The 21,920-nt window shown below is 65.0% G+C and carries 26 protein-coding genes; 18 read left to right on the top strand and 8 right to left on the bottom strand.

Annotated features, from left to right (window positions below; all coding sequences use genetic code 11):
• The first annotated feature begins 181 nt into the window (after window positions 1-181).
• The 3 genes from BLS48_RS21170 to BLS48_RS21160 are packed head-to-tail and all read left to right on the top strand — an operon-like array spanning window position 182 to window position 4,963.
• Window positions 182-1,891: an ATP-grasp domain-containing protein gene (locus tag BLS48_RS21170; RefSeq protein ID WP_208604650.1), complete on the top strand. Its 1,710-nt coding sequence runs from the start codon at window positions 182-184 to the stop codon at window positions 1,889-1,891.
• A 37-nt stretch (window positions 1,892-1,928) separates the two neighbouring features.
• Window positions 1,929-3,467 carry a hypothetical protein gene (locus BLS48_RS21165; protein WP_143019453.1) on the top strand — a complete coding sequence of 513 codons (1,539 nt, stop codon included), beginning with the start codon at window positions 1,929-1,931 and terminating at the stop codon, window positions 3,465-3,467.
• The gene (locus tag BLS48_RS21160) at window positions 3,467-4,963 is read left to right on the top strand and encodes a pyridoxal phosphate-dependent decarboxylase family protein (protein ID WP_091581555.1); all 1,497 of its coding nucleotides are present in this window, start codon (window positions 3,467-3,469) and stop codon (window positions 4,961-4,963) included. Before BLS48_RS21165 ends, BLS48_RS21160 begins: the two co-directional genes overlap by 1 nt.
• A gap of 89 nt (window positions 4,964-5,052) precedes the next feature.
• Here the strand turns inward: BLS48_RS21160 and BLS48_RS21155 are convergent, their stop codons facing one another.
• Window positions 5,053-5,481, bottom strand: coding sequence for a BA14K family protein (locus BLS48_RS21155; RefSeq protein ID WP_091581552.1), 429 nt, complete (start codon window positions 5,479-5,481; stop codon window positions 5,053-5,055).
• Between the two features lie 38 nt (window positions 5,482-5,519).
• The gene (locus BLS48_RS21150) at window positions 5,520-5,945 is read right to left on the bottom strand and encodes an EF-hand domain-containing protein (RefSeq protein ID WP_091581664.1); all 426 of its coding nucleotides are present in this window, start codon (window positions 5,943-5,945) and stop codon (window positions 5,520-5,522) included.
• Between the two features lie 403 nt (window positions 5,946-6,348).
• On the opposite strand from BLS48_RS21150, the gene BLS48_RS36245 reads away from it, so the two are divergent.
• The 7 genes from BLS48_RS36245 (at window position 6,349) to BLS48_RS21115 (ending at window position 9,995) form a co-directional block, all read left to right on the top strand.
• On the top strand, window positions 6,349-6,624 hold the full coding sequence (locus tag BLS48_RS36245) for an EF-hand domain-containing protein (RefSeq protein WP_244529739.1): 276 nt from the start codon (window positions 6,349-6,351) through the stop codon (window positions 6,622-6,624).
• 40 nt (window positions 6,625-6,664) lie between these two features.
• Window positions 6,665-7,048: a hypothetical protein gene (locus BLS48_RS21140; RefSeq protein ID WP_091581550.1), complete on the top strand. Its 384-nt coding sequence runs from the start codon at window positions 6,665-6,667 to the stop codon at window positions 7,046-7,048.
• Between the two features lie 54 nt (window positions 7,049-7,102).
• Window positions 7,103-7,729: an RNA polymerase sigma factor gene (locus BLS48_RS21135; RefSeq protein ID WP_244529734.1), complete on the top strand. Its 627-nt coding sequence runs from the start codon at window positions 7,103-7,105 to the stop codon at window positions 7,727-7,729.
• Window positions 7,726-8,172 (top strand): hypothetical protein, encoded by a 447-nt coding sequence (locus BLS48_RS21130; protein WP_091581544.1) that lies wholly within the window; start codon window positions 7,726-7,728, stop codon window positions 8,170-8,172. Before BLS48_RS21135 ends, BLS48_RS21130 begins: the two co-directional genes overlap by 4 nt.
• Window positions 8,169-8,570 carry a periplasmic heavy metal sensor gene (locus BLS48_RS21125; protein ID WP_091581542.1) on the top strand — a complete coding sequence of 134 codons (402 nt, stop codon included), beginning with the start codon at window positions 8,169-8,171 and terminating at the stop codon, window positions 8,568-8,570. Before BLS48_RS21130 ends, BLS48_RS21125 begins: the two co-directional genes overlap by 4 nt.
• A gap of 94 nt (window positions 8,571-8,664) precedes the next feature.
• Complete coding sequence (locus BLS48_RS21120) at window positions 8,665-9,138, top strand: carboxymuconolactone decarboxylase family protein (RefSeq protein WP_091581539.1); 474 nt, start codon at window positions 8,665-8,667, stop codon at window positions 9,136-9,138.
• Window positions 9,138-9,995 (top strand): sigma-70 family RNA polymerase sigma factor, encoded by an 858-nt coding sequence (locus BLS48_RS21115; RefSeq protein ID WP_091581536.1) that lies wholly within the window; start codon window positions 9,138-9,140, stop codon window positions 9,993-9,995. Before BLS48_RS21120 ends, BLS48_RS21115 begins: the two co-directional genes overlap by 1 nt.
• 34 nt (window positions 9,996-10,029) lie before the next feature.
• On the opposite strand, the gene BLS48_RS21110 is transcribed toward BLS48_RS21115, so the two are convergent.
• The 3 genes from BLS48_RS21110 to BLS48_RS21100 form a co-directional block, all read right to left on the bottom strand.
• Window positions 10,030-10,302, bottom strand: a complete 273-nt coding sequence (locus BLS48_RS21110; RefSeq protein WP_091581532.1) for a hypothetical protein — start codon at window positions 10,300-10,302, stop codon at window positions 10,030-10,032.
• A gap of 153 nt (window positions 10,303-10,455) precedes the next feature.
• The gene (locus tag BLS48_RS21105) at window positions 10,456-10,710 is read right to left on the bottom strand and encodes a hypothetical protein (protein ID WP_091581530.1); all 255 of its coding nucleotides are present in this window, start codon (window positions 10,708-10,710) and stop codon (window positions 10,456-10,458) included.
• A gap of 278 nt (window positions 10,711-10,988) precedes the next feature.
• Window positions 10,989-11,738: a DUF899 domain-containing protein gene (locus BLS48_RS21100; RefSeq protein ID WP_091581525.1), complete on the bottom strand. Its 750-nt coding sequence runs from the start codon at window positions 11,736-11,738 to the stop codon at window positions 10,989-10,991.
• A gap of 324 nt (window positions 11,739-12,062) precedes the next feature.
• Between BLS48_RS21100 and BLS48_RS21095 the strand changes: the two genes are divergently transcribed.
• The 3 genes from BLS48_RS21095 (at window position 12,063) to BLS48_RS21085 (ending at window position 14,925) form a co-directional block, all read left to right on the top strand.
• On the top strand, window positions 12,063-13,283 hold the full coding sequence (locus tag BLS48_RS21095; RefSeq protein ID WP_091581523.1) for a helix-turn-helix domain-containing protein: 1,221 nt from the start codon (window positions 12,063-12,065) through the stop codon (window positions 13,281-13,283).
• 36 nt (window positions 13,284-13,319) lie between these two features.
• A complete protein-coding gene (locus BLS48_RS21090) occupies window positions 13,320-13,952 on the top strand; it encodes a Vgb family protein (RefSeq protein ID WP_091581520.1) in 633 nt (210 codons plus the stop codon).
• A 142-nt stretch (window positions 13,953-14,094) separates the two neighbouring features.
• The gene (locus tag BLS48_RS21085; protein ID WP_091581517.1) at window positions 14,095-14,925 is read left to right on the top strand and encodes an aldo/keto reductase; all 831 of its coding nucleotides are present in this window, start codon (window positions 14,095-14,097) and stop codon (window positions 14,923-14,925) included.
• A gap of 86 nt (window positions 14,926-15,011) precedes the next feature.
• Here the strand turns inward: BLS48_RS21085 and BLS48_RS21080 are convergent, their stop codons facing one another.
• The 3 genes from BLS48_RS21080 to BLS48_RS21070 form a co-directional block, all read right to left on the bottom strand.
• Window positions 15,012-15,383, bottom strand: a complete 372-nt coding sequence (locus tag BLS48_RS21080) for an endonuclease domain-containing protein (RefSeq protein ID WP_091581514.1) — start codon at window positions 15,381-15,383, stop codon at window positions 15,012-15,014.
• Window positions 15,384-15,530: 147 nt separating this feature from the next.
• The gene (locus BLS48_RS21075; protein WP_091581511.1) at window positions 15,531-15,836 is read right to left on the bottom strand and encodes a hypothetical protein; all 306 of its coding nucleotides are present in this window, start codon (window positions 15,834-15,836) and stop codon (window positions 15,531-15,533) included.
• Window positions 15,837-16,240: 404 nt separating this feature from the next.
• Window positions 16,241-16,699, bottom strand: coding sequence for a caspase family protein (locus BLS48_RS21070; protein ID WP_091581508.1), 459 nt, complete (start codon window positions 16,697-16,699; stop codon window positions 16,241-16,243).
• Between the two features lie 167 nt (window positions 16,700-16,866).
• Between BLS48_RS21070 and BLS48_RS21065 the strand changes: the two genes are divergently transcribed.
• From BLS48_RS21065 to BLS48_RS21045, 5 genes are all read left to right on the top strand, one after another.
• The gene (locus tag BLS48_RS21065) at window positions 16,867-17,508 is read left to right on the top strand and encodes a glutathione S-transferase family protein (protein WP_091581505.1); all 642 of its coding nucleotides are present in this window, start codon (window positions 16,867-16,869) and stop codon (window positions 17,506-17,508) included.
• 137 nt (window positions 17,509-17,645) lie between these two features.
• On the top strand, window positions 17,646-19,148 hold the full coding sequence (locus BLS48_RS21060; protein WP_091581501.1) for a helicase HerA domain-containing protein: 1,503 nt from the start codon (window positions 17,646-17,648) through the stop codon (window positions 19,146-19,148).
• A 685-nt stretch (window positions 19,149-19,833) separates the two neighbouring features.
• Window positions 19,834-20,130 (top strand): hypothetical protein, encoded by a 297-nt coding sequence (locus tag BLS48_RS21055; protein ID WP_244529733.1) that lies wholly within the window; start codon window positions 19,834-19,836, stop codon window positions 20,128-20,130.
• A gap of 143 nt (window positions 20,131-20,273) precedes the next feature.
• Window positions 20,274-20,642 carry a hypothetical protein gene (locus BLS48_RS21050; RefSeq protein ID WP_091581500.1) on the top strand — a complete coding sequence of 123 codons (369 nt, stop codon included), beginning with the start codon at window positions 20,274-20,276 and terminating at the stop codon, window positions 20,640-20,642.
• 390 nt (window positions 20,643-21,032) lie between these two features.
• Window positions 21,033-21,920 (top strand): NHL repeat-containing protein, encoded by an 888-nt coding sequence (locus BLS48_RS21045; RefSeq protein WP_091581499.1) that lies wholly within the window; start codon window positions 21,033-21,035, stop codon window positions 21,918-21,920.

Raw genomic sequence — 21,920 nt, 5'->3', positions numbered from 1 at the left:
AGCCACCCGAAGTCCGATCCGCACCTGCGCCTGTGATCCCCAGCAGCAAGTCTTCCGACCTGCGCATCAGGACGCCACAAGGCTCGCACAAGCGCCGGGAGCCAGAGTGGAGCCGCACATCGTGCAAGCGGCGTGGAGGCTGAACCGGCCGTAACCACCGCGTGACGGAAGGCTTGAGGGCTTGAAAAGCGCGGCAGTTCAAATCGAGGCCCTCGACGAACCGAATCTCATCATGGGCAAGGCGCCCATCGTGCGGGCCGTCTTCGAGGGGCGCGATATTTCTCCCTTGTGGGACACGCTGTTCGGGCGCATTTCGGCCGATATCACCGATGCTGCGGCGTTTCTGGATGTGTCGATCCTGCTTCATGCGATCGGCGAGGAAGACAAGGCGGCGCTCAGCCAGAAGGCCGCGCTCGAGATCAGCCGCAAGTATCTGATACGCAATGGACGCGGCACGGGACCGAACGTCCTTGTGTTCATGACGGCCGGCGACTTCATGGCCAACACGCCGATCGAATTCCTGCTCGAGAACTCCGACGCGAACCTGCTGCTCTACTATGTCGACGCCGACACGGCGGACCTTGGGGATGTTCCCGAACACGACGTCGCCTTCGTGGCTGTCGGCGAATCCGCCGAAAATCTGGCCGTGCTGGCAAACCTCGACCGGCTGTTGCGCGACTGGGCCGGTCCGATCATGAACAACGCGCCGCGCCTCATCATGGCGCTGTCCAGGGACGGCGTCGCGGAGGCTCTGAAGGACGAACCCTCGATCCTTGCGCCTGCCGCCGCGCGCGTTGGTCGGGCCGTGCTCGAGAAACTGGCGTCCGGGGACATCGAGGTCGGCGCACTGCTCGTGGCGAATGCGTTTCCGGTGATTGTCCGCCCGCTCGGCACGCATGCCGGCAAGGGAATGGAGAAGATCGCCACGCGAGCGGAGCTTTCGGCCTATCTGAATTCGCACGCCGAGACCGAATTCTATGTCACGCCCTTCATCGACTACAGCGGGGCCGACGGCAAATTCCGCAAGCAGCGCGTCGCCTTCATCAACGGGCGACCCTATGCCAGCCATCTCGCGGTTTCCGAGCACTGGATGGTCCATTATCTCAATGCCGGCATGACCCAGCACGAAGACAGGCGTGCCGAGGAAGCGTTGTGGATGGCCAATTTCGACAGTGACTTCGCGGTGCGCCACGCGCGTTCCTTCGATGCGCTTCATCGACGTCTCGGGCTGGACTACTTCGCCATCGATTGCGCCGAACTCGCCGACGGCCGCCTGCTGGTGTTCGAGGCGGATGTGGCGATGATCGTCCATTCCATGGATTGGGAGAGCATCTTTCCCTACAAGAAGGGCGCCATGCACAAGCTCTTCGTGGCATTCGAAAACGCGCTGGCGCGGCGCGTGGCGCGGATGCTGCCGGCGCCGACGACCGAATGCGCCCATACGGGAAAACCGGCCGTCTACCAGAGAACCCATGACGACTGCCTGGTCTGTGCCCTGGCGATGCTCACGGGCCGAACCTACGAGGAGATCGAGGGCATCGCGCGAGGCTGCGATGCGGCCTATCCGCTCGGCGGTCCGATGAGCCATTCGATCATGCGCGGCGTTGCCAACAAATGCGGCTTCGTCCTCCTGAGCAGCATCTACATGCTGTGGGCCAAGCCCGCGATCATAGGCGTGGTGTCGCCGACCGTTCCCAACACGGGCCATGCCGTTTTCTGGGATGGCGAGAAGATCATCGATCCAGGTTTCTGCGAACGCGTCGATCGTGCCTATGTCGACCGGTGCGGGTTGGAATTCACGCAGCGGGCCAGCGATCTGCAACCGCTGATCAGCCATGATGTCCAGATCTCCTACTTGGCCGGTGCCGTGGCGGCCAATGAACCGCTTTGATCGCTTCGCTACCGCAGCCCTGAACACGGAGACCATCATGCCTGCAACTCAGCGCGAGATCCTGCAGGTGCTGGCGAACCCGGCTCCGGAAACGGAGGGCCTGGACCACCGTTCCCCGGCCTCCGTTTCCTTCCTGCTCGGGACAGGCGGCGACAGGCGCATCTGGCCGGATGCGATCACGCGCCGCAATCGCTATGGAACGCGCGCAACCCCGGCGGACGACGAGATCTCGTTCTCGTCGACAACGGCAAGCAACATCTCGCGCGAGGGTTTTCAGGCGGCCGGGATCGAGCTGGCGCGCCTCATGGATATCGCTTCGCCTTCCCCTGTCGCGACTGATGAATGGTTCGCCGACATTCGCGACCGGATTGCCGGCAATCTTGGCTGCGCGGGCGCGCAAATCGTTCTCGCGGCCTCCGGAACGGATGCGGAGCTTCTCGCGCTCTGCATGGTTGCCGGTGTCTCCAGGCGGCCCCTGACCAATGTGCTTGTCGCGCCTGACGAAACGGGAAATGGCGTGCCACGCGCGGCGGCGGGGTGCCATTACTCGGATCTGACCGCACTCGGCAACGCCGTGGAGGCTGGTGCGCCGCTTGACGGCCTGCCGCCGGACCGTATCGAAGTGCGCACGATCGCCATCCGCAACGAGACGGGCGAGCCTCGCCATCAGCACGAAATCGACGCCGAGATCATCGCCACCGTCGAGCTGGAATTGAGGCGGGATCGCGATGTCCTCGTCCACGTGCTCGATGCGTCGAAAACCGGTTTGCCGGCGGTAACGCGGCAGGCCGCGCGCCATGTCGCGGCGCTTGCCCCCGGACGGGTGCGGGTCATCGTCGATGCCTGCCAGTTCCGTGGCTCGATCTCGCGGCTGGGGCAGGATCTGGCGGATGGCTTCGTGGTGGCCTTGACCGGCTCCAAGTTCATCGCCGGCCCGCCCTTTTCCGGCGCGCTTCTCATCCCCCCGGCATTGGCCGAGGAGCTCGCCGCGAGGTCCGATATCCCGGCAGGCCTGGCGGAATACACCGCGGCGCAAGACTGGCCGGCGGCCGTTCGCCAACGGATGAGCTTCGCGTTCAAGTCGGAATTGAATCTGGGGCTGGGTTTGCGCTGGGTCGCGGCGCTCGCCCATCTCGACCGCTATGCCGCGATCGACGAGGCCCGGCAAAGCCTCGTCAAGGAAGAGTTTGTCCGCCTGGTGCGGTCTCGCATCGACGCCGTGAAAGGCATCTCACTGCATCAGGACGATGAAGGCGACCATCTTGGTTCACGCGCCATGGTCCCGTTGACCGTTACCAACCGCGCCGGCGCTTTCGCGGCGTTCGAGGAATGCCAGACCATTCAGCTGTCGATGCGCGGTCTCAATGGCGGTCCGATCTGCCATGTCGGGCAAGCCGTGCGTCTGGGTTCGCGCACGGTGCTGCGCGTTGCCGCCTCGGCTCCCGATGTGATCGGCGTCTCGGCGCGAATGTCGGCCGGCCAGTCGCCGCAGCAGGCGTTCGCTCCGATAGAATCGAGGCTCGACGCCTTCTTCCAGAAATTGTCGGTAGTCCTGCACCGTCCGCGAGACGCTTGATGCCGCGATCCACCGAGCAGAGCGACCCGGCTACCGATAGCGCGGCCGAGACCAGCCTCGATCCAGCGGACTGGGATGAATTCCGCGCGGTCGCGCATGGCATGCTGGACGACATGATCGCCCACATCGAGACGATCAGGCAGAGACCGGTGTGGCAGCGGCCGAGCGATGAAACGCGCGAAAGATTTACCCGGCCGCTGCCGAGCGAACCTCGCGAACTGGGCGATGTCCTCGATGACGTGCGCACGCACATCATGCCGTTCGCAACCGGCAATTTGCATCCGTCATTCATGGGTTGGGTTCACGGCGCGGGCACGCCGATCGGCATGGTGGCGGAAATCGTCACGGGCGGCCTGAACATGAATTGCGGCGGCCGCGACCATGCCGGTCTCGTGGTCGAACAGCAGATCGTGCGCTGGATGAGCGAGGCGCTCGGCTACCCCAGTGGAGCGAGCGGCTTGTTCCTCACCGGATCCTCGATGGCAAACTTCGTCGCGCTGACGATCGCCAAGACCGAGGCACTGGGCCAGGCCGTCCGCGAGACCGGCCTGCGCGACTGCGACCGCCAACTGGTCGCCTATACGTCCACCGAGGCGCATTCCTGCATCGCGCAGGCAATGCAGCTGTCCGGCATCGGATCGGCAAATCTGCGGACCATCGCGGTCGACGATGCCGGAAGGATGCTGCCTGGCGCGTTGCGCGCGGCCATTGAACAGGACCGCGCCAACGGGCGCTTGCCATTTCTGGTCGTCGGCACCGCGGGAACGGTAAACACCGGGGCCATCGATCCGCTGGCCGACATCGCCGAAGTCGCTTCCAGGGAAAAACTCTGGTTTCATGTCGATGGCGCCATCGGTGCGCTCGCCGTGCTGTCCGATTCCCTGCGCGGATTGTTCAAGGGCATCGAAAAGTCGGCATCGGTGGCGCTCGACTTTCACAAATGGGGCCAGGTTCCCTACGATGCCGGGTTCCTTCTGGTGCGCGATGGCGATGCCCACAAGCGCGCGTTCGCGCAGCCGGCCGCCTATCTGCAGCGAGCGAATCGCGGGCTTGCCGCCGGCGAAACATGGCCCTGCGATCTTGGCCCTGACCTGTCGCGCGGGTTCCGCGCCTTGAAAACATGGATGACGATCGAGGCGCTCGGGACGGACCGTATCAGTGACTCTATCGCACACACATGCATGCTCGCCCGCCATCTCGCCGAAGCCCTGCACCGCCATCCGGCATTTGAATTGAAGGCGCCCGTGGCGCTCAACATCGTGTGTTTCGGCATTCGCGGGGCGAACTCCGAATTTGTCCGGAACCTGGTGCTGGATCTTCAGGAATCCGGCCTGGCCGCGCCTTCGTGGACAACCATCAACGGCGAGCTGGTCGTGCGCTGCGCCATCGTCAACCATCGCACGACGGTGGCCGACATCGACGGGTTCATGGGCACGCTCAACCGGTACCTTGCCGATGGCGGTTTTCCTCCTGGATCGTCGATTGGTCGTCGGTGATCGATGGCCGCACTCGCGGGCATGGATCACGTCGTCCCCCGTGCCGCGTTGAAGGGGCGGAAGGCTCTCCGCGAAGAGCCTCCATCGCCTCAACTGTAGGGTGACCAGCACTGCTGGCGAGGTCCGTTGTAGGGCTGGTAGCTGTTGTCCCAGGCGCGGTAGGAGACGTAGCGCTCGTAACACCAGCGCACATGCGCGGCGGCCAAGCGGGCGGCCGGACGTGGCGGCAAAGGTGGCACGGTCGCCGCCGCGACGCCGGCCGCAAAGGCGGCGGCGGGGAACCAATAGCCATTGTAGTAGCGATAGCCGGGCCGCACGCGGACATAGCCCCGGTAGCCATTGTAGTAGTAGCTGCCGCCGACGACGTAGAAGCCGCGCCGGAACCAGACCGGCGTCGGTGCGGTGGTGGCCGATACCGGACCCGAGGTCGGCACGACCGGCAAGGCCTCGGCCGGCGAGGCCAGCACCGAGGCGCCAATCATCAGGCCGCAAAACGCCGTGAGTGTCCGTTTCATCATCTCTCTCCTTTGTTGGGTGGCGTGGAAGGTCTCGGGGATCACTGGCGCCGGAGCCTCCGCAGTTCGGAAATCGAAAGCCCGCCGTCGCCGTTCGTGTCCGCCCGCAGCAGCCGGTCGGGAATGAAGGCGGCAAACTCGTCGCGCGAAATTTTTCCGTCGCCATTGCGGTCCATGCGGTCCGCTTGCGCCTGGAAGCCGGCGAACTGCGCGGCCTGGAAGTCGCGCTTGGACTTAACCTGCTCCACGGCCGCGCGCACCTCGCCCGCATCGAGCAGGCCGTTGTGGTTGGCATCCATCCGATCGAACATCTGCGCCCGCACCGCCTGGATCTCGCTGAATTCGAGCTTGCGGTCGCCGTTGGTGTCGATGCGCCGGAAGAGTTCCCGGGCGCCGCCGCCATCCGCCGCACAGGGGCTTCCCGCGCCAAGCAGCAAGCCGGCAAAGGCCATGACGATCTTGTTCATGTTGGTCTCCGCATTGGGTTGGACGACCCGCCGCGGGCCGTCCTTGCAGCGCCTTCTACGCAGCGCCTCGTCCGCCCCTACGCGGCGCGCGGTGACTTTTTTGAGGGCGTAGCCGGCGCAAACCGCCGGCCTCACGGATTGGCGGCTTCGGCAAAGAATCTTTCGCGCCGGGCGTAGGGGCAGGGCGCTTCCTGCGTATCGGTCAGCAGTCGCCCCCGCGACCTGACAACGAAAGGACCATCATCATGAAACGCTCAGCACTTGTCGCGGCCCTGCTTCTGGGGCTCGCACCGCTTTCCGCCGCGCAGGCACAAGACATGCCGGGTCAGCGCATGTTGCAACGCATCGACACCAACGATGACGGTGCCATCTCGAAGGACGAGATGACGGCCGCCGCGAGCGCCTGTTCAAGAAGCTCGACCGCAATGGCGACGGCGTCATCGACGAGAAGGAGATCGAAAGCGCCCGCGATGCCATCATGGATCGGGCAGATGCCGCGCAGGCCAGGCTCGGCAACCGCTGGCGGCGCCTGGACACGAATGGCGACGGCAAGGTCTCCGACCAGGAGTTCGCCAGCAGCATGCCGCTGTTCGACCTCGCCGACCGCAATGGCGACGGCAAGCTCTCGGCCGACGAGATCGCGTCGGTCCGCAAGCTGATCGCCGAGCGTGCCAACTGACGATCCATGGCGATCATTCCCTATCAACCAGGAGTACAGAATGCTCTCTTCAGCCAAATTCCCTTTGCTCTGCCTTGGCGCGATGCTCGTCTGGTCGGCTGCCTCGCCAGCCGCCGCCGAGGAATGGAAACGGCCGACGGCGCATGGCGGCGAGATCAGCCGCAGCGTCAGCAAGGACGGCAACATCCATACCGGCTCGACCACCCGCACCGGCCCCAATGGCGGCACCTATACGTCGAGCTCCAAATGCGTCGGAGGCGTTGTTGACCGCTGCGCCAGAAGCTATTCTGGAACCGGACCGGACGGGCAGTCCTTCTCCGGAGAGCGGGTGTCGGCGCGTGGACCGTTCCGTGGCCGTTCGGCTGGCAGTTTCACAGGCCCGAACGGCAACACGGTCCACGGCTTCCGACGCTGGCGCCGCTGACATCTGGTGTGATGGATTTGCATCCGAAATTCGCCCTTGCGCTGATCCGGATCGATGCGAATTTCGGATTCGCCAAGCCGACAGGTGCCTGCCGCCGTGTCGCATGAGGGGTCCCGTGGCGACGACGACCTTCTGGCGCGCATCGCGGCGGGCAGCCAGGGCGCATTGTCCGAGCTCATCGCCCGCCATGGCAACGGCCTGCGGGTGTTTGCCGCGCGCTATCTCGGCAATGCCGGCGACGCCGAGGATGTGGTGCAGGAGGTGTTCGTGACCGTCTGGAAACAGGCCGCTCGGTTTGATCCCGCCAGGGCGCGTGCCTCGACCTGGCTGTACCGGATCACCGCCAATCGCTGCATCGACCAGCGCCGGCGCAGGGCGTTGCGCAGCTTCATCGGTCTCGACGACATCAGGGATGAAGTCGCCTCGCCGGAGGCCGACGCCGAGGCGACGACAGCGGCGCGGCAGGAACTGGCGATCGTCCGCGACGGCCTCTCGCGCCTGCCGGAGCGGCAGCGCATGGCGGTGCTGCTCAGGGCCGTCGGCGACCTCGACATCGCGGCGATCGCCGAGGTGATGGGCGGCAGCGTCGGTTCGGCCGAGCAACTGCTCGTCCGTGGCCGGCGCGCACTCAGGGATCATTTGGCAATGGCGGCCGCGGGCCGCGAAAGGAAGTCCTCATGACACGGGACGAATTCGAACGAAACCGGCGCCGCTTCGGCGACACCGTCGAGGCATGGCCGGCGCCCTTCCGGCAGCAGGCGCTGGCCTTCATGGCGGGCGGGGCGGGGCCTGAGGACGATCCGGACGCCGCGCTCGACCGGCTTGTGCTTGAAGCGACGCTGATCGAAGGCGACGACCAGGCGCTGGCGCGCAAGGTGCTGGCCCGCATCGACAGCGGCTCGACGCGCTCGTCCTTGCTGCCGCGCTTCCTGCTGGCGCCGGCAGGGCTGGCCGCCTGTGCCGCCGCCATTCTCGTCGCGGTGACGCTGGCGGGCTACCAGGCGGCGCGGCTGCAGGATGATCTGCAGGATTCGGAACTTCTGGCGCTGGCGTCCGGGGCGCGACTCTCCGGCAATGGCGGGGCCGACATCGCGGCCGATCCAGCAGAGGAGGATTCGCTTTGAGGCGCTCCTGGCTATGGACGGCGACGCTGGTGCTGCTCGCCCTTTCGCTCGCCGTCAATTTCTTCCTGGTCGGCTATGCCATGCATGGCCTGCGGCAGGGCGCGGCGGCGCGCGTGCTGCTGTCGGAGATCGCCAGCAGCTATCCGCCCGAGGTAAGGAAGGAATTCCGTGGCGTCCTGCGCGAAAACCGCGCGCGTACCTTCCAGGCGCTGCGCGAATTGCGCACCGCACGCGCCAATCTGGCGGCGGCGCAAAAGGCCACGCCCTTTGACGAAGCGGCGGTGAAGGACGCGATGGCTGCGGTGCGCACCGCCACGACCAACCTCCAGGCGACCATGCAAGACTATCTCCTGACCGCCCTGAAAACTGTCAACGCCAAGCCCGCCCAGGGAGGTTGAGCCGGGCGAAAGGCATCAAAAAACCTTGGTGTGTATGTCACATTGGCGGACGCTGCCTCGTCATGATGCCGGAACCAACAGAAGGAAGCCAATCATGACCGCCAAACTTGATCTCTTCGCCGCTGCCCCCTCGCTGATGAAGGAATGGCAACGCGCATCCTTTGCCATTTCCTCCAGCCTCGAGCCCAGCCTGAGCGAACTGGTGAAGATTCGTGCGTCCCAGATCAACGGCTGCGCCAACTGCCTCAACATGCACACCGTGTTTGCGCGCGAAGATGGAGAAACCGAGCAGCGCATCTATTTGCTGTCGGCCTGGCGCGAGGCCCCTTGCTATACCGATCGTGAACGCGCCGCGCTCGGCTGGACGGAGGCGCTGACGCGGCTCTGCGAAGGACATGCGCACGAAAGTGCCTATGAAGCCCTGAAGGCCGAGTTCACGCCGGAAGAGCAGGTCAAGCTGACGTTGATGATCAATGTCATCAACGGCTACAACCGCCTCGCGGTTGGTTTCGGTGGCTGGGCCGATCCGGCGGCGATAAGGTCTGCTGCCAAGGCGGCCGCCGCTTGATGGCGAATGCCGGATCCGAGGACGCAGCAGCGAATTTCGAGCCGCTGCGTCCAAAGCTCATGCGTATTGCCTACCGCATGCTCGGCTCCGTGGCGGACGCCGAAGACATGGTGCACGAGGCCTTCATCCGCTGGATGAGGACCGACCGCGGCGAGGTGCGCGAGCCCGAGGCGTTCCTGCGCCGCACGGTCACGCGGCTCTGCCTCGACCAGCTCAAATCCGCTCGACGCCAGCGCGAAAGCTACGTCGGTCCCTGGCTTCCCGATCCCGTCGTGGAAGAGGACGACCAGGAAGACGTTACCTTGCCACTGCTGCTTATGCTGGAGCGTCTTTCTCCGCTCGAACGGGCAGCCTTCCTGCTGCACGATGTGTTCGGGCTGGGATTTGAGGAGGTCGCGGCCGCCATCCAGCGCGAACCCGCCGCGTGTCGCCAGCTCGCTGCCCGCGCGCGCACCCATGTCCGCGAGGCGCGGCCTCGTTTCAAGGTGGAAAAGCAGCAAGGCCTCGCGCTTGCCGAGGCCTTTTTCGCCGCCTCGCGCGGTGGCGACATGAAGGCGCTTGGAGCGATGTTGACGGCCGATGTCAGCGCCCATGCCGATGGCGGTGGCAAGCGTCCGGCAGCCATGGAAGTGGTCCTGGGCTACGATGCCGTCATGACCCAATATGAGCGTGTGGCGGCCTGGCTCCAGGAGAACGGCTCAAAACTCGTCCGCCTTGGTTTCGTCAACGGATTGCCCGGCTTCATCACGCTGGAAGCCGATGGCGAACTGCAAACGACCGCGCTCGAAATCGAGAACGGAAAGGTCGCGGCAATCTATGTGATGCGCAACCCCGACAAGCTCAGGCATCTGCATTAGGTCGACCGAATAGGCAAACAGCGAGCCGGAGCAGCTATCCCTTCTCTTCGACCAGGATCACCAGCGATTCCGGCACCACGCCATCGTGGGCCATCGCGTCGGCGGCTGCCTTGGTCTGCATCAGCGCGGCCATCTTGTCCATGTCCGGAACGTCCATCATCACGGCCACCCGTTTCGGGTTCTGCGGATCGACGAACGTGCGGATGTTGGTGATCCCAAGCGAGCCGAAAAGCTCCTTGCGCTTGGGTGAACCGAGCCAGTGCTTGCTATCTTTCGTAATGTCGTGATGGCCAATGACTGTTGGCATGGCGTCCTCCCCAAGGTGAAGCCGGCGGTCGATGTCGCCCGCCTGATGCTGCGATCCACCTCTGCATTCCAGTCAGCGCCGTTTCTTCCAGACTGTCAATTAGCTGTTGCTGATGGATTCTTGCCGGATCGGATGGCGCCAGTGCCCCGGCCGCTATTGCCGGCCGGAAATCACCCGCAGCCAGGGCGCCAGGTGGAAGGCACTCATCAGGAGATACATCGCCACCATGCCGGTGAGCGGCGAGGCATTGGCGCCCATGCACAGCATGGCAGCCTCGCCACCCTGAAGACAGGAGAGCAGCGCCATCACGGCGAAGGTGGGTGCTGCCGCGAGGCACAGCCAGTCGGCGATGCCTCGGATGGTATTTTCGGGGGTCGTGCCGCCGGCGCTTGTGTGGATGTCGCTCATGGTCTTTTTCCTTTGATGGTCATAGCGGGTTCCTTTGATGGTCGTAGCGAGCCGAGAGCAGGACTTGGGTTCCTCTCCCTCGCCAAAGGCGGGGGAGAGGTGGCCGCGTAGCGGCCGGAGTGCGGGCTTTGGTAAGGCGCGGCCCCCACTCCGTCTCGGCTTCGCCGAGCCACCATGCCGGGGCGAGCCACGGGTCTCGCCCGTCCTTCGGACCCCCCACTTCGTGAGGGAGAGGAAACCAAGCTGGATGGGGGACGCCAGCCTTTCGCCAGTCCTTCTTACTCGCCCTTGTCCCGGAACGCGGCCTCGCCGGCAGCCGACACCTCGGCCCATTTCTTGTCGTGGCCGGCGTCGTAATTGTCGTGCCAGTTCCACCACGAGTAGAGTGGGGTCTGCGGATAGCCTTCGGGCGAATCCTCCCAGAGCTCCTGGCGGCCGAGCGGCGTGGCGTCGAGATAGCTCCAGACCGTGCCCATCGCCTCGTCGCCGCGGCTGTTGATGAAGTAGGTGCGGAAGATGCGGTCGCCGTCGCGGAAGAAGACGTTGTGGCCGTGCCATTCGTCGACGCCGAAGTCCTTGTCGAAGCTGTCGGTGATTGTGTACCAGGGCATCTCCCAGCCCATGCGCTTCTTCAGCCGCACGATGTCGGCCTGCGGTGCACGCGAGGCGTAGACGAGCGTGGTGTCGCGGGCGTTGAGATGGGCGAGGTGGCCGACCTGGTCAGCGCCGAGCGAGCAGCCGCGGCAGGCGTGGTCCGGCCAGCCATAGACGCCCGGCTCGAAGAAGGCGCGGTAGACGATCAGCTGGCGGCGGCCCTCGAACAGGTCGAGCAGGCTCGCCTTGCCATTGGGGCCCTCGAATATATAGGCCTTGTCCACTTCCATCCATGGGATGCGCCGGCGCTCGGCGGCCAGCGCGTCCTTGGCGCGCAGCGTCGCCTTCTCCTTCACCAGCAGTTCTTCGCGTGCCGCCTCCCACGCCTGCCGTGAAACGATCGGCGGGGTCTTCATCGTAACGTGCTTGGTCATTGGTCGTCTCCTTGTCAGTTTGCCGTCGCGCCGTCGCGACGTGTTGCTGCTTGCTGGTCGTGAGGTAGGGTAGGGTCGTCAGGCTGAGGGGTGGGAGTTACAAGTGTGACGGGATTTGAATCGTCTGGCCCGCCGCAGCAGGGGTGGCGCCCGGCGTGCTTGGCCGTGTCGATTGTCGCGTCGAGGGGCAGATCGGCTGAACTGGGCATCTTCTTCTCCTTTGGCGCGCCGTCGGTTGCCAGCACGGCTTGCTGGTTGACGGTGCTGGCTTAAGTTAGGGCGGTGCGGCGCGGGGGTGGGAGTTACAAGTGTGACGGGATTTGAATGGACTCGCTGATCACGGCGGCAGGTCTGGCGCTGGCGGCGGGCGATCCGCTCGGCGCGCTCGACCGCGTCGCCTTGCGCGACGATGCGCCGGCGCTGGCGCTGCGCGGCATCGCCATGGCGCAGCTCGGCGACCTCGAACGCGCCAAGGCGCTGCTGCGGCGGGCCGCGCGCGCCTTCGGCCCGAAAGAGGCGGTGGCGCGCGCCAGATGCGTCGTCGCCGAGGCCGAGATCGCACTGGTCTCGCGTGACCTCGGCTGGCCGACCAGGGCGCTCGACGCGGCGCGGACAACGCTGGAAAAGCATGGCGACCGGCTGAACGCCGCGCATGCCGGCCACCTCAAGGTGCGGCGGCTGTTGCTGATCGGGCGGCTCGACGAGGCCGAAGACGTGCTGGCGGGGCTTGATCCGGCGCCGCTTCCGCCGGCCTCGAGGGCCGCGCACGAACTGGCCGTCGCCGGCATTGCGATGCGGCGCCTCAAGACGAAGCCTGCGCGCACGGCACTGGAGTGGGCCCGCCACGCCGCCCGCCAGGCCGGCATTGCCGGCCTCATGGCGGAGGTCGACAGCGCGTTCCTGGCGCTTGACACGCCGGCGGCGCGGCTGATCGCGCGCGGCCAGCAGCGCCCGCTGCTGCTCGAGGAGGTCGAGGCGCTACAGGCGTCGCCGGGGCTGGTCGTCGATAGCTTTCGCTATGCCGTGCGCAGCGGGGAAACGATGATCTCGCTGGCAACGCGCCCGGTGCTGTTCACGCTGGCGCGCACGCTCGCCGAAGCGTGGCCCGGCGATGTGTCGAGAGAGGAACTCGTCGCGCGGGCCTTCGGCGGCAAGCACGCCGATGAATCGCATCGCGCCAGGTTGCGGGTCGAGATCGGCCGGCTGCGCGCCGAGTTGCGGACGTTGGCCGACATCGGCGCGACCAAGCGCGGCTTCGCGCTGGCGCCGCGCCAGGCCGGCGAGGTGGCGGTGCTGACGCGGCCGATCGAAGAGCGGCACGCGGCCGTGCTGGCCTTGCTCGCCGATGGTGAATCTTGGTCGAGTTCGGCGCTGGCGCTGGCGCTTGGAACCGGCCAGCGTAGCGTGCAGCGAGCGCTGGAGCAGCTTGGCGAAACCGGCGAGGTGCAGGCGTTCGGACACGGACGGGCGCGGCGCTGGATGACGCCGCCGCTGGTGGGATTCACGACCACCTTGTTACTCCCCGCACCGCTGCCGAATGGCTAGAAAGGGGCACGACCAACACGGTTTGAGGATCAAGACATGAAACATTCAGCGGCCGAAATCCTGCGCGAGTATGGACCGTTTCCCGGCGTGGAGCGGGTCGGTGGCGTAAGCTTTGATGGCAAGAACGTCTGGTTTGCCTCGGGTGACAGGCTGAATGCCTTCGATCCGGCAAGCGGACAGTCGCTGCGCTCGATCGATGTGGCAGCACACGCCGGCACGGCCTATGACGGCCGGCATCTCTTCCAGCTCGCCGATGATCGCATCCAGAAGATTGATCCTGATACCGGCGAGGTGCTTTCCACGATCCCGGCGCCCGGCGGCGGCCGCGATTCCGGGCTGACCTGGGCCGAAGGGACGCTGTGGGTGGGGCAGTACCGCGAGCGCAAGATCCACCAGATCGACCCCGAGACCGGGGCAATCCTGCGCACCGTCGAATCCAACCGTTTCGTCACCGGGGTGACCTGGGTGGACGGCGAGCTGTGGCACGCCACCTGGGAAGGCGATGACAGCGACCTGCGCCGCGTCGACCCGCGAACCGGCAAGGTTCTGGAGACGCTGGACATGCCGGCCGGCATGGGCGTCTCCGGGCTGGAATCCGATGGCGGCGACCGGCTCTTCTGCGGTGGCGGATCGGTAGGGGTGGTGCGGGCGGTGCGCCGGCCGAGGTGAGGTTCCCATTCACGCACAGATCACGATTGCGGATCGCGGCCGGCAAATTGTCCGCTGGCGGCTGGCCGTTGCCCCCTGTCGAACCTAGATAGGGCGTGCACCGGGCGGACCGCCCGAGACATCTCTGCAGAAGGACCTGATCATGCCCGAACAGATACCGTTGAACGACGGCGCCGCCATTCCTCAACTCGGCCTTGGCGTCTGGCAGGTCGATCAGGCCATCACCGCCCAGGTGGTGCGCTGGGGGATCGAGGCCGGTTATCGCCTGATCGACACCGCCGAGGGCTACCAGAACGAGGAAGGGGTCGGGGAGGCGATCCGGACCGCCGGCGTGCCGCGAGGCGAACTGTTCATCACCTCGAAACTGCGCAATGGCGCGCACCAGCCCGATGCGGCTCGCAAGGCCTTCGACGAGACGATGAAAAAGCTTGGCATCGAGCAGCTCGACCTTTTCCTGATCCACTGGCCGGTGCCCAGCCAGGACAAATATGTCGAGGCGTGGAAGACGCTGGTCGAGCTGAAGCAGGCCGGTCGCATCAGGTCGATCGGCGTTTCGAATTTCAACCAGGACCATCTGGAGCGGATCATCAGCGAGACCGGCGTCACGCCCGTCGTCAACCAGATCGAGCTGCATCCCCGGTTCCAGCAGCGCGGCATCAGGGAGTTCCACGCCCGGCACAGCATCCATACCGAAAGCTGGAGCCCGCTGGGCAGCGGCAGGCTGCTGAGCGACCCGACCATAACAAGCATTGCCAGGAAACACGGCAAATCCGTCGCGCAGACGATCATCCGCTGGCATCTTCAGCAAGGGCTGATCGTCATTCCCAAATCGATCCACCAGGATCGTATCGCCGCCAATTTCGACGTCTTCGATTTCGAGCTGGACGCCCAGGACCTGGCGCTCATCCGCGGCATGGATTCAGCCGCCGGCCGCGTCGGGTCGGACCCCGCCACGGCTTCGTTTTCGTTCTGAGGGCGAGCCGGCGGCGAAGCGCCAATCTCCCCCCGTGTGGGGGAGATGTCTGGCAGGACAGAGGGGGGCGCTGTCCCGCCAGCGTATCAGTCCACCGCGCCCAAGCCTGCCGCGATGACAATATGTTGGCAGACATTGTCGATGTCGCGGATAACATCGTCACTCCAGAACCGAAGGACTGTCCAGCCATCCGCTTCCAGGCGCTTTGTCCTGACTGTGTCGGCCACCGCAGGACCTGCGTCGCCGTGCTGCGACCCATCAACCTCCACGAAGAGCTTTTTGCCCGGGCAGGCAAAATCTACAATGTAGCCAGCGATCGGAAATTGCCCGCGAAAGCCTAGACCCATCAACCTATGCGCGTGAAGCTCGTTCCAGAGCTTCAACTCTGCATCGGTCATTATCTTGCGCATCGATCTGGCGTTTGCGCGGGTTCGCGGAGGCAATGGCGTATGAGGCATTGTCAGTGTTCGATGTTGAGGATTGTGCTCTACGGCGCCCCCCTCTGTCCTGCCGGACATCTCCCCCACGTGGGGGGAGATTGGCCGCTTCGCTGCTTTCGCCAATCTCCCTCCGTCGCGATTTGGCCGCGCTCAGCGCTGAGCCCGCTAAATCCCCGAGCCGTCCAACTGCTGGGCGTCGTCGCCTTGCCAGGGCGCCGGCATCGAGGCGCGGCTGAGGTTGGCCGTCGGCAGCGGCATCCAGCATTTCAGCTCCGGTTCGGCGTATTCGATGACGCGTCCGGGCGAGGAATCCGACGCGCGCCAGCCTTCGCTGGCGAACTGGTCGCCGCGCGACCAGTAGGCGAGATCGACTTCCGCCGGCCCCTGTTCGGACGGACGAACCGTGACCAGGATGCGGCTGCCATCCCTCGGCGCCGTCGACATGTGGCGCCACCGTTCGGGCTCGTCCATCGCAATTCCTCCTCGCGCCTGTGCGTCGGGCAAGTCCAGGCCAGCCATGGGCATCCCCGGAAGTGCTCTTCGGGTGAAGTGTCGCCTCGCGATCCGGGCCGGTCAACCCCGGCTTTGCGCCAGCATACGGGTTTCAGTTGGCGGATCCAGCGCCGGGGCTCGACAGGCACCGCGAAGCTGGCTGTTGCCGCGCGAGAAGAACCAGGGGTGGCGACCGGCGCATACTGAATGGAGAGAACTTGAAGGCGCCGGCCGCCATTGGGGGCGTTGGGGACGCATCACATTGGGGGGTGATGCAGGGTCAGGCTACGCGGATGCCGGATGCCTTCAATCGGAACGCGGGCCCATGGTGAACATCTGGTTACTATCCACAGGCCTTGCCCGGGCCGGCGTTGGCGTCCGGTTCATTTCGCCTGGGCGAGTTGCTGCTCCACGAGGTCGAGTTCCTTCCGGTAAAAGCCCTCGAAGCCGGATGAGTAATGCTGCTCGCGGAAGATGTCGCGGGCTGAGATGAAGGCGTCGCGGGCCGCCAGCAGGCTCGCTCTGTCGTGCGTTCTTGTGCCGATGGCGACATCGGCGCCGGCCGCGTCCTCGACGAAGTGTTTCAGGCCACGCGCCAGGCGGGGACCGTCGCCATTGGGGATCGAGCTGACCTCGAAGCCGAGACTGCCGAGCAACTGGGCGACGGCACGCGCGTCGTTGGCCGGGTTGGGAAGCGCGGGCAGGGACTGGTATCTGGACTCGCCGATGACCAGCGCCACGCCGCGCAGCGGCCTGGCGTCTTCAGCGGACGCCGGCCATGCCAGCAGCAGCTGCATCAGCAGCAACGCCGCGAAAGCGATGACGCGATGCCAGCCCGCCATCCACAACCCCGATAAGCCCAGCCCATGCTAACCGGCACAAAGTGGCGGCTCAATGACGGATGTGGGTTGCTTCCGATCGGCGGTACGAAGAGAGTTGGTCGGCCAAGAAAGCGAGGCGAGATCTTCCGAGAAGATCAAAGCAGAGACCATCCAGCACCGGCCCCGACATGAAACTGTATTTTAGCCGCAATCCCAATCCTCGCCTCGCGGTCGCTGTGGCGCGCACCCTGGAGGCGAAGGTCGAGTTTGAATTCGCCTCGCCGTTTGCGCCGGGGCAGGCCGACCGGTATCGCCCGCTCAATCCAAATCTCTCCTTGCCGATACTGGCAGGTCCAACGGGCAGCTTGTGGGAGGCTGACGCCATCGCGTGCCGGTTGTCACGTGACGCGCATTCGGATTTCTGGCGCACCGGCGACGATGAACCCGAGATGATCCGCTGGCTGAGCTGGGGCAAGGAGAACTTCGTGCGCGCCTGCGACACCGTGCATTTCGAGCGCGGGACCAAGCAGCGCTACGGGCTCGGGCCGATCGATCAGGAAAAGATCGGGGAGGGGCTGGGAGAGTTCGGCAGGGCCGCCGGGATCCTCGAGGCCGAGCTCGTCCACCGGCAATGGCTGGCCGGGAATGCTGTGTCCTATGCCGACTTCCGCATGGCGACGTTCCTGCCCTTCAACGATGTCGCCAGATTGCCGCTCGGCGACTACCCATCCGTCGCGCGCTGGTATCGCCAGCTCGAAGCCATCGACGCCTGGCACGACCCCTTCAAGGGACTGGACGCGCCGCCCTTGCCGCCGGTCAAGCCGGTATAGCCAGCTCTCCAGGCGGTCAGGCTGGCTGAAGTGTGGCGATTTGGCCGCATAGGTGTGGAACACCGGGTGGGCGGCGATGGCACGCTCGACGGGCCGCAGGCAGGTTGATAAGCCCTCTCCTCAAGGAGAGTCGAGACATGACCGTTGCGATCGAGATGGGACACACGACCGCCGGCGCCCCGGCGACCCTGGATCTCGAGGAACTGCTGGCGACTCGCCTTCTGGTGCAGGGCAATTCGGGATCCGGCAAATCGCATCTCTTGCGGCGTCTCCTGGAGCAGAGCGCGCCCTGGGTGCAGCAGACCATCATCGACCCCGAAGGCGACTTCGTCTCGCTGGGCGACCGTTACGGCCATCTGGTGATCGATGCCGAGGAGCATACCGAGCGCGGCCTGCAAAGCGCCGGCGAGCGGGCGCGCATCCATCGCGTCTCCACCGTGCTCAATCTCGAAGGGCTCGACGCCGAGAACCAGATGCGGCGCGCCGCCGCCTTCCTCGGCGGGCTGTTCGAGGTCGCGCGCGACCACTGGTACCCGATGCTGGTGGTGGTGGACGAGGCGCAGCTGTTCGCGCCGGCGGTGGCCGGCGAGGTTTCGGACGAAGCGCGCAAACTCTCGCTCGGCGCCATGACCAATCTGATGTGCCGCGGCCGCAAACGCGGGCTTGCCGGCATCATCGCCACCCAACGGCTGGCCAAGCTCGCCAAGAACGTCGCGGCCGAGGCTTCCAATTTCCTGATGGGCCGCACCTTCCTCGACATCGACATGGCGCGCGCCGCCGACCTTTTGGGCATGGAGCGGCGGCAGGCGGAGGCGTTTCGCGACCTGGAGCGCGGGCAGTTCATGGCGCTCGGCCCGGCGCTGTCGCGCCGTCCGCTGGGCTTGCGCATCGGCCCGACCGATACAAGCCCGCGCAATGGCACGCCGCGCCTGATGCCGTTGCCGGAGTCAGCGCTCGAGGACGCGCGCGCGATCATCCTGGCCGCGCCGCCGCCCGAGACCGTGCGGCCGCAGCGCCGGTCGTCGCCGGACCTGCTCGATCAGCTGATGGCGGCGAAATCGGCGGCGCTGGAGATCCGCCCCGAACCGGCGGAGCCGCAAATCAGCGCCGAGGACCTTGCGGAGCGGCGGGAGCGGGTGGACCGTGTGCTGCGCGCCATCCTGGCGCAGCCTGACGCGGGGTTCCGCGTCATCGGCGTGCTCTACCAGGAGTTCGTGGTCCGCTGCCGCATCGAGGGCCTCGCCTCGGTCGTGCCCGACCTGCCGGAGTTTCGCCGCATGCTGACGCGCGCCCGCGCCGGGCTGGGTTCCGACATGGCAGCGGGCGATGACGCCTGGCAGGATGTCTCGGTGCGCGCCTCGCTGCTGCCCGACGACATGCAGGGCGTGTTCATGATGATCGCGCGCGCGGCCAAGGAAGGCTGGCCATGCCCGAGCGACGCCGCCATCGCCCGCGCCTATGGCTCCCACTCGCTGCGCCGCGCCCGGCGTCTCTTGACCTATATCGAGGAGCAGGGCCTGATCGTCTGCCAACTCGACGGAACCGGAAGGCGCACCGTGACGCTGGTGGAACTCGCCTGGGCGACCGCGCCGGGCGACCCCAATGCGGGGGAGGTGGAGCAGGGGAGTTTGGCGCTGTGAGGGGGGCAATAAGAAATGCCCTCAAGCCGTGGCTATAGCCAAACGGCAAATGCAGCGCCAAAGTCTGCCTTGTGCCACGAGCGGACAGCCTGTGCACCGACTTCCAATGTCTTGTTTTGGGCCGACTGCCGACCGTCCGCTGCTAGTGGTATGCAACCCGAAAAGCGGACGCACGGCGACCCAGATGTCAAAGTGAACGCGTCTGCTGAGCCTCGGCTTCTGTACCGCTGGGCGATAATCGACCTGAAGGATAGCGGGCTGGAGAGCGTTGCGGTCGATGGAGCAAAGGTCGCCGAGGGCGATCCAGAGCTATTGCTTAGGGAAGTGCGGAAACGGCGAAGACGTTTGCATATGCCGAGCCGATAATGTCCACATCCGGCACGGCAGAATTGACACGCGCCTATGAAACTGCGGCTCGCGACACAGCCAGGACGCAAGCCGCATTGGCTGCGCAAAGGCTGCCGAATCTCCTAAACAAGACTTTCCCCTAGAAGCCAACGGTTTCGCGGGCGGCCAAAGTCTCAGCGAGGCTTCTGGAGGGGCATGGCGATCTCCGTCGACGGGTCGCCGCAACGCGTGCCACCCTAATGGGACGCGAGTCGACCAGGGACGGAACTCGGTCATCGATCGGATCCGGGAGGAATCTTCGACGCGGAGGGACTCCCACTGTGAGCGACAATGATTCATGGGCCGTCGCTATCGTGTCGAATTTGACCTTGGACAAATCTTTCGCTTCGACGACATGCGACAAGGGCTCTTTGTCAGTCAGGAGAAAGAACAAATGAAAACCATCATTGTCGCTTCGCTGGGGCTGGTACTTGCTGGCTGCGTCGGCGAAAGTCGCTACGTTTCCCTTCCTGGTTACGCCTTCAAGACCAAACCCGGGTGTAAGCGCCACGAACCTCCTTCAAAGTTCGATCCTAACTGCGATTGTCCCGCGAAGGGAATCAAGAACTTCACCCCCCCGCCGTGTCCCTTGTAACGCAGGATCCGCCACACGCTCTGCCGACACTCTTGAGGATCGAGCATCTGTTAGGCGTGCGGATTTCAGCTTCGCAAAGGCCGCGATGGTTACGGTTCGGAACCGCCTCTCGCGGGCAAGAACTAGTTTGGAAGGAGGAAGTCATGGGCAGCGATACCCCTCATCGGAGCGAAAGACCTGACGTCTCGCCGAGAAGTGAACTAGGTCGCCGGATCGATACGGCGGCGTGGGCAGCATTCCTAATCTGGTTCGGAGCCTCGATCCTCGCCAATGTCGGATGGGGATGGTTTCTCGCCGGCCTTGGCATCATCGTTCTTTCGGCTCAGGCGACCTTGCGGATAGCAAGCGAAAAGAATGACGGCCTTTGGCTGATCTGCGGGGCTGTGTTTATTGTCGCAGGCATCTGGGAAATCTTCAACTTGCAGTGGCCCCTGGCCCCGCTTCTCATAATCCTGCTTGGGGTCGGCCTTCTTTGGCGCGCGTTCTTCAGCGGGCCAAGATCAACACGCTGAGCAGTCGCGAGCAACCACGCCCCTCAGCCCTGTGCTTGGATGTCGGCTTTGGGGAAGCGGCAAAACTAATCTAAACGTCTGAATTGCGGCGCCTTGCTGTCTGTCCGCAACGGGCCATCTGCAGCCTGACTGCTTTCGGGGTACTGCCACAGATAAGCGGCCGTTCGGTTCGCGCCTGAGGAAGTTCAACTCTGGCTATTGCCGGATCGAACTTACCCTCATTGCGACGCTTCAGCCCGTTTAGCTGCTCGAATCAGGCGCCTGTTAGACGCAGGGCCTAAAGACGCCGACATCAACCATCATTGACTGGGATCGGCTTCAGCCGCACATTTAGTCTCGCCTGTCTCAGTGAGCTGTTTCACACCGGTGTCTTGCTGGTTGCAGTATTCAATGGCAACCAGGGCTGGAGAGTCATCGACTGGCATCTGGAACAACCGCGGCTGGGATTATGAGATGGCTAGACTTGCTGTTTCCGACTTGAGGCGAGGAGTTTCAATTCTCCAGGCGAATCCGTCCGATCCCCCGGCTGACGTGCCGGCGCCCGCTGGTTTCGGCCTTCCGTATGGCTTGGCCCGCATTCCGGACGGACGGTTGTTGACAGCCGACCGCAGCCAAAGCCGGATCATCGCCTGCGCCGAAGACGGCACGAATTGGGAAAGTTTCGGGTCGCAGGGTGCCGGGGTCGGCCAGTTTCAAAACCCGATGGGAGTTGCCGTCTCCGACGAGGGACGGATTTTCGTCGCCGATACCGGCAATTTCCGAATAGTCGCCATGGATGCCTTTGACGGAACCGGTTGGCAGACTTACGGCCAGAAAATTGCCGCAGGCTCCGTCGGGCCGGGCAGGTTCGCAGGTCCGGCCTGCATCCAGCACGGACCGGGTGGGCTGGTAGTGGCGGATCCAGCGGCGGCGCGTATCGTGCAGCTTGCTCAGCTCGACGATGCTTCTTGGGATGTGAGTTCGCAGGGCACGTTCCGAAATCCCGCCGCGGTCGCCGTGCTGCCCGACGGTACGATCATTGTGGGAGACCTGACACGCGAAGGACTTTCCATCATGGCCTCGCCGTCAGGCGGGATCACGGAGACGATCCTCGGGGATGTCCTGCGCTATCCGGCGGCACTTGCCGTGACAAGCGCGGATTCCTTGGCTGCATTCTTCCTTCCTACGCTTGCGCTCTGCTCTGTTGTTCGCGACGCCTCGGGCTGGAATGTGTCGCTCGACGCCAGGCTCGATCAGGTCGGCATCCGCCGGCCAACCGCCCTCTGCCAGCTGCCCTGA

This window comes from Mesorhizobium qingshengii, assembly GCF_900103325.1.
Taxonomy (GTDB): domain Bacteria; phylum Pseudomonadota; class Alphaproteobacteria; order Rhizobiales; family Rhizobiaceae; genus Mesorhizobium; species Mesorhizobium qingshengii.
This window is presented reverse-complemented; position numbering and strand designations above follow the sequence as displayed.